The 6,932-nt window shown below is 71.8% G+C and carries 7 protein-coding genes; 3 read left to right on the top strand and 4 right to left on the bottom strand.

The annotated features are described in order from the left end of the window. Both F3J18_RS34575 and F3J18_RS34570 read right to left on the bottom strand, forming a co-directional pair. On the bottom strand, positions 1–1,201 hold a 1,201-nt coding region (locus F3J18_RS34575), incomplete at its 3' end, for an MFS transporter (protein ID WP_166916602.1). 152 nt (positions 1,202–1,353) lie between these two features. Next, complete coding sequence (locus F3J18_RS34570) at positions 1,354–1,806, bottom strand: MarR family transcriptional regulator (RefSeq protein WP_166916600.1); 453 nt, start codon at positions 1,804–1,806, stop codon at positions 1,354–1,356. Between the two features lie 176 nt (positions 1,807–1,982). Between F3J18_RS34570 and F3J18_RS34565 the strand changes: the two genes are divergently transcribed. Beyond that, a complete protein-coding gene (locus F3J18_RS34565; protein WP_166916598.1) occupies positions 1,983–3,023 on the top strand; it encodes a HoxN/HupN/NixA family nickel/cobalt transporter in 1,041 nt (346 codons plus the stop codon). Positions 3,024–3,086: 63 nt separating this feature from the next. On the opposite strand, the gene F3J18_RS34560 is transcribed toward F3J18_RS34565, so the two are convergent. Then, on the bottom strand, positions 3,087–3,929 hold the full coding sequence (locus tag F3J18_RS34560; RefSeq protein ID WP_025098190.1) for an aldo/keto reductase: 843 nt from the start codon (positions 3,927–3,929) through the stop codon (positions 3,087–3,089). Positions 3,930–4,099: 170 nt separating this feature from the next. On the opposite strand from F3J18_RS34560, the gene F3J18_RS34555 reads away from it, so the two are divergent. Next, positions 4,100–4,846, top strand: a complete 747-nt coding sequence (locus tag F3J18_RS34555; RefSeq protein WP_013699163.1) for a GntR family transcriptional regulator — start codon at positions 4,100–4,102, stop codon at positions 4,844–4,846. Positions 4,847–4,927: 81 nt separating this feature from the next. Here the strand turns inward: F3J18_RS34555 and F3J18_RS34550 are convergent, their stop codons facing one another. After that, a complete protein-coding gene (locus F3J18_RS34550) occupies positions 4,928–6,328 on the bottom strand; it encodes a CoA transferase (RefSeq protein ID WP_166916596.1) in 1,401 nt (466 codons plus the stop codon). A gap of 136 nt (positions 6,329–6,464) precedes the next feature. On the opposite strand from F3J18_RS34550, the gene F3J18_RS34545 reads away from it, so the two are divergent. Continuing rightward, the coding region (locus tag F3J18_RS34545; RefSeq protein ID WP_166916594.1) for a helix-turn-helix domain-containing protein at positions 6,465–6,932 on the top strand (468 nt) is incomplete at its 3' end.

The following is a 6,932-nucleotide window of genomic DNA, read 5'->3' as shown; positions in this document are numbered from 1 at the left end:
CCTGGCGCCGCATCGCACGAACGGCGACCAGCGCGGCCGCCACGCCCGCGGCGGCGCCCACCCCGAGCGCCCAGCGCGGGCCGAAGCGATCGGCCACCCAGCCGACGATGGGCGCGCCGATCGGCGTGCCGCCCATCACGATCGCCACCCGCAGCGCCGTCACGCGCCCGCGCATGCCGGGTTCGGTGGACAGTTGCATCAGGCTGTTCGAGGTATTGGTGATGGTCAGCGAGGCGATGCCGGTCACCACCAGCATCGCGGCGAAGATCCAGAAGCCCGGCGAGAGCGCCGCGCAGGCGCAGCCGAGCGCGAACATCGCCGAGCCGGCCAGCAGGGTGCGCAGGTTCGGCTGCTCGCGGCCGGCGGCCACCAGCGCGCCCGCGATGGTGCCGATCGCCATGATGGACGACAGCAGGCCGAAGCCGCTCGCGCCGGCATGGAACACGTCCACCGCCATGGTCGAGATGAAGATCTGGAAGTTCAGGCCGAAGGTGCCGATCAGGAACAGCATGGCGAGGATCGCGATCAGGTCGGGCCGGCCGCTCACGTAGCGCAATCCGGCCGCGAGCCCGCCCTGGGCGCGCCGCGAACGCGCGCCCGGATGCTGGGCCGAGACGCGCAGCCGCGACAGCGACAGCAGCACCGCGCCGAACGACAGCCCGTTGATCACGAAGGCCCAGCCGGTGCCGACCGAGGCGATCACCACCCCGGCCACGCCAGGGCCGACCATGCGCGCGGCATTGAACACGGTGGAATTGAGCGCGACCGCGTTGGGCAGGTCCTCGTCGCCGACCAGCGAGGTGACGAAGGTCTGCCGCACCGGCGCGTCGAAGGCGGCCGCGCTGCCGAACAGCAGCGCGAACACATAGACATGCCAGAGCCGCGCCACGCCGGTCACCACGATCAGGCCCAGCAGCAGCGCGAACAGGCCCATCAACGCCTGGGTCACGCGCAGCAGCCTGCGCTGGTCGAAATGGTCGGCGGCGTAGCCGGTCCAGGGCAGCAGCAGCATCTGCGGCGCGTATTGCAGCGCCATCACCAGGCCCACCGCCGAGGCGTCGTGGCGCGTGAGCTGGGTCAGCACCAGCCAGCTCTGCGCGGTGCGCTGCATCCAGGTGCCGATGTTGGAGACCAGCGCGCCGGCCGCCCACAGGCGGTAGTTCGGATGACGCAGCGAACGGAACGAGCGGGCCAGGTTCATCGCGGCTCCGGGCTGGCGGTGGACGTGCAGGCGACGGGAGCGCGGGAGGTGGAAGCCAGGGAAGCGAGGGAAGCGGCAACCGAACGCGGCGCGCGGCTGGCCGGCAAGCACCTCGGTGCGGAGGAATCGGATCGCCGGCCGCGCCTCATCGCTCAGTCCTCCGCGAGCCGCTGCAGCAGCGCGACGGCGGCGGCCAGCTCCTGGCGCTCGGCCGCCGACAGGCGCGCCTCGAGCGCGCGTCCGAGCCAATCCTCGCGCGCCGCGCGGCTGGCTCGCAGGCGCTCGCGATAGGCCTCGGCCAGCGCAATGAGCGTCTGCCGGCCATCCTCGGGATCGGGCGAACCCGTCACGGCGCCGGCCGCCTCCAGCGCGGCGACGGTGGCGCGCATCGATTGCGGACGCACGCTCTCGGCGCGCGCCAGCGCGGAAACCGTGGCGGGGCCGTCGCGTTCGAGGCGCAGCAGCACCGAGCGCTGCGAGGAGGTGAAATCGCCCGCGCGGCCCTGGTCACGCAGCCGGCGCATCAGCTTGCCGAGCGCGATGCGCAGCTCGCCCGCCAGATGCGCGGGTTCGTGCGGAGCGGGAGATGGGAAGACGGGGGACATGCGCGCAACGATAGCATCTCTACAGGAAAACTGCACAGTTAAACTGTAAAACCTGTTTCGACGGCAGGGGCCGGTCCCTGCCCGCGATCACGCGTGCCGTGGCTCGTCCGGTCATACCGCCGGATTTTTGCTCGTGTCAGAATCGCCGGCGTTCCCGTCGATCCTCTTCATCGATCATGCCGACCCTGCCCAGCTCGTCCCGCCGCCAGTTGTTCCTGCTCTATGCCGGGCTGATCGGCGCCAACCTCGCCGCCTGGATCTGGGCGCTGGTGGCGCTGCACGACCATCCGCTGCTGCTCGGCACGGCCGCGCTCGCCTACGGCTTCGGCCTGCGCCACGCGGTGGACGCCGACCACATCGCCGCGATCGACACGGTCACGCGCAAGCTGATGCAGGACGGCAAGCGGCCCTTCTCGGTCGGCCTGTTCTTCTCGCTGGGCCACTCCACCATCGTGATCCTGGCCACGCTGGGCATCGCGATCTCGGCGCTGGCGCTGCGCTCGCGCTTCGACGGCTTCAAGGCCGTCGGCGGCACCATCGGCACGGCCGTCTCGGCGGGTTTCCTGCTGGTGCTGGCGCTGATCAACCTGGTGATCCTGCGCGACATCTGGCGTCGCTACCGCCGTGCCCGCGCGGCCGGCGCCGAAGCCGCCGCGCATCACGAGCACGAGGCGGGCAGCCATCACCACGCGCCGGGCGGCCTGCTCACGCGCCTGCTGCGCCCGCTGTTCCGCCTGGTCACCCGGAGCGCCCACATGTACCCGGTCGGGCTGCTGTTCGGCCTGGGCTTCGACACCGCCACCGAGATCGGCCTGCTCGCGATCGCCGCCGCGCAGGCCAACCAGGGCCTGCCGCTGCACGCGGTGCTGGTGTTTCCCGCGCTGTTCACGGCCGGCATGACCCTGATCGATTCGACCGACAACGTGCTGATGGTGCACGCCTATGGCTGGGCGATGGACGACCCGAAACGCAAGCTCGCCTACAACCTCAGCATCACCTTCGTGTCGGCCGCCGTGGCGCTGGTGATCGGCGGCGTCGAGGCACTCGGCCTCGCCGCCGACAAGCTCGGCCTGGCGGGCGGCTTCTGGGATGCGATCGGCGCGATCAACGACCGCTTCGGTGCGATCGGCTACGGCATCGTCGCGCTGTTCCTGGCCTGCTGGGTGGGCTCGATCCTGTTCCATCGCTGGCGCCGCGCCAGCTCGCAACTGGCCTGACTGGAACTGGCCCGACGAAGCCGGGCGGCGCGCCGCCGGGCCTCGGCGCCGCCACCGCCACCGCTACAGCATCTCCAGCGCCCGCTTGGCGCGCGGCGGCTCGAAAGCCACGTCGAGCCGCGCCAGCGCCGCATCGTCGAGCAGCAGGTCCTGCGCGGCGCGATTGGCGCGCACATGCTCGACCGTGCCCGCCTTCGGAATCGCCAGCACCTCCTCGCGCCGCAGCACCCAGGCCAGCGCCACCTGCTCGGGCGTGAGGCCGCGCTCGGCGGCGATCTCGTCGAGCACGGTGCCGCGCGGCAGCCGCTGGTGGTCGATCGGGCTGTAGGCCATGGCCGGCATGCGATGCGTGGCCAGCCACGGCAGCAAGTCGAACTCGGGCCCGCGCCGCGCCAGGTTGTAGAGCACCTGGTTGGTCGCGCAGCCCGCGCCGCCCGCCGCGACCAGTTCCTCCATGTCGTCGGTGTCGAAATTGCTCACGCCCCAGTGGCGAATCTTGCCGGCCGCGCGCAGCGCCTCGAAGCCGGCCAGCGTCTCCTCCAGCGGCACGCCGCCGCGCCAATGCAGCAGGTAGAGATCGAGCCGGTCGGTGCCCAGGCGCTTCAGGCTGGCCTCGCAGGAGGCGATCATGCGATGGCGGTCGGCATTGTGCGGATAGACCTTGCTGACCAGGAACAGCTCGTCGCGCAGGCCGGCGATGGCCTCGCCGACCAGTTCCTCGGTGGCGCCCTCGCCGTACATCTCGGCGGTGTCGATCAGGGTCATGCCCAGTTCGATGCCGGCGCGCAGCGCGGCGATCTCGGCGGCGCGGCGCGCCGGCCGCTCGCCCATTTCCCAGGTGCCCTGCCCGAGCTTCGCGATCCTCTCGCCGTCGGGCAGCGCGATCGTCGTGGTGGTACTGGCCATCTCGTCCTCGCTGGTGATCCGGCAACAGGCCGGCTCGCCAGTGTAGCGAGGCACGCCGCGCGGCGCTCGCGCGCGTCCGGCATACGGACTATCACCGAGCCGGGCATCGCGAGCTATAACGGCGGCGCGCGATGTCATAAAATGACCCCACCCTGTTTCACACCTCCTTCATGAAGCCACCGACGGAAGACCGCTGGCACGATCTGCGCCCCGACCCGGACAAGGACACGCCGCTCTACCTGCAACTCGCCCGCAAGCTCGGCGACGCGATCCACGAGAACCGCTGGGCGGCCGGCGAGGCCCTGCCGTCCGAGCGCGTGCTCTCGGAGGCGCTGGGCGTGTCGCGCATCACGGCACGCAAGGCGATCGCGCTGCTGGTCGAACAAGGCCTGATCCGCCGCACCCACGGCGCCGGCAACTTCATCCAGCCACGCTATGAAGACCCGCTCTCGCGCCTGTCGAGCTTCAGCGAGATGCTGCGCCGCCGCGGCTTCACCCCCAGCTCGCGCTGGATCGCGCGCAGCGTGCAGCCCGCCAATCGCGACGAGGTGATCCAGCTCGGGCTGTCGCCGGCCGCCTCGGTGACGCGCCTGAAGCGCCTGCGCCTGGCCGACGACATCGTGATGGCGGTCGAGGATTCGACCTTCCCCGCCACCCTGATCCCCGATCCGGCCGCGATCGGCGATTCGCTCTACTCCTACCTCGAACAGCGCGGCACGCCGATCGTGCGTGCGCTGCAGCATTTCCGCGCCGTCAACGCCAGCGAGGAGATCGCCCGGCAGATGGGCATCGCCCCGCACGACGCCCTCCTGCTGATCACGCGAATCGGCTACACGGCCGACCAGCGCGCCATCGAGCTGACCGATACCTACTGCCGCAACGACTACTACGACTTCGTGGTGGAGCTGCGCAAGTAACGCAATCGATCGGCGCGCGGCGCAAGTTCCGTGCGCGCTCCCGATCGCATCGGCGCATCGCGCGGCTGCGATCCCGCCATCTCAATCGAGCCAGCGCGGCGCGTCGGTGCCCGGCGGCACCGGCGGGCGCGACAGGCTCGGCGGCGTCTCCGACAGGCGCTCGGCCGGCCTCACGCCCCGCACCAGGCCGAACGGCGAGGCCAGCGGCGCGTCCAGGCAGTCGCTCACCGCGTCGATGCCGAGCTCCGGCAGTTCGCGCCCGCCCTCGATCCGGCCGAAGGACTGCAGCCAGCGCCCGGTCTGCGCCAGCGAGACGCGCACGCGCCAGCTCCCGCCCTCGCGCGCCCTGCGCCTGAGCGCCATCATCGCGCCGAACGCGGCCAGGTAGCCGGTCGCATGATCGAGCGCCTGGCAAGGCAGGTGCACCGGCGAATCCTGCCCGGCCGCGCGCTGCTCGTGCCAGGCGATGCCGCTGGCCGATTGCACCAGGCTGTCGAAACCGCGCCGCGTCGCCCAGGGCCCCTGGTAGCCATAGGCACAGACCGACACGCTGACGATGCCCGGATGGCGCGCCGCCAGCGCCTCGTCCGAAAACCCGCGCGCGGCCAGCGCGCCGGGCCGGTACGACTGCAGGAACACGTCGGCGCCGGCCGCCAATGCGTCGAGCTCGGCGCAGCCCTCGGCTTCGCTCAGGTCGAGATGGGCCGAACGCTTGCCGCGCCCGTTGTCGATCACCAGGGCCGGGATGTTGGGCAGGTGCGGGCCGTTCACCAGCAGCACCTCGGCGCCGTGCTGGGCCAGCGTGCGCCCGCCCACCGGGCCGGCGATGATGCGCGTCAGGTCGAGCACGCGCGTGCCCGACAAGGGCTGGCCCGCCTCGCCGGCGCCGACCGGGCGCGGCGGCGCATCGCCGATCCGCTCGATCTCGAACAGGGGCCGCCGCGCCAGCGCGCGCGCCGCCTCCAGGGCCTGCCATTCCTCCGGAGTTCGAATCAATGCCGCGCAGAGCCCGGCCTCGGCGAGCGTGGTGTCGAGTTCCGCGCCGTCGCGGCCGAGGATCGCCGCGGCGATCGCTTCCGGCGCGTCCTCGCAGCCCAGCACCGCGACGATGCCCTGCCGGTGATGCGCGAAATTCGCGTGCAACTGGATCCAGCGGCCATCGCGCGTGCGATAGAAACCGGTGGCGGGGTCTCGCGGCTCGGGCGGCGGCTTGCCGTCCACGCGCAGGTAGCGCTCGCTGCGGAACGCGGCCAGCGCCGCGCGCTGGGCCACCGACACCTGCTGCGCGCGCCCGGTCCGTGCCCGGAAACATTCGGCCGCGGCCAGCCCCGCCGCCGCGACGGTGGCGCTCGCCAGCGTGCCGACGCGATGCACCGAGGGCAGGCCCGGGTCCTCGCCATGATCGAATTCGACGCGCGCCAAGGCGTCGGCCGAGCCGCCCGCCATCTGCCATAGGGTGGCCAGGGCCTGTCGTGCATCCATGCTGATCTCCTGATCGACAATCGGTGCAGCGAGTCTAGAATTGCCGATCGAGACCGATCAATCTTGATGGCTCGAATCAATACATACAGATTTGTTTGCTTGATCGCGCACGACTGCGCGAAAGGGAGCTCTTGCGATGCCCCGCATCAACGCGGCCGAAGCCGCCCGCCTGCTCGGCGTGAGCGTGCCGACCCTGTATGCCTATGTCAGCCGCGGGCTGCTCGCCTCGCATGCCGACGGCCGCACCCGCCAGCGCGGCTACGACGCCGACGAGGTGCGCCTGCTGGCGCGCCGCCGCGCCGATGCCAAGCGCGCGGGCGGCGTGGCCGAGCGTTCGCTCGACTGGGGCGTGCCGGTGCTGGAGTCGAGCATCACCCAGATCGTCGGCGGCCGGCCGCATTATCGCGGCCGCGACGCGATCGGCCTGGCCGCCTCGGCCTCGCTGGAAACCGTGGCCGCGCTGCTGTGGGATTGCCCGGCCGAGCGCCTCGCCACGCAACCCGCACTCGCCGGGGCCGAGCTGGCGCGCTGGCAGGGCTGGCTGCGGGACTGGGCCGACTGCGCGCCGCTGGAGCGCACGCTGGCGATGCTGCCGGCCTGCGCC

The sequence above is a fragment of the Burkholderia sp. Ax-1720 genome (genome assembly GCF_011753035.1).
Classification (GTDB): domain Bacteria; phylum Pseudomonadota; class Gammaproteobacteria; order Burkholderiales; family Burkholderiaceae; genus Burkholderia; species Burkholderia gladioli.
The sequence above is the reverse complement of the archived record's forward strand: the minus strand, read 5'-3'. Positions and strand labels throughout refer to the sequence as shown.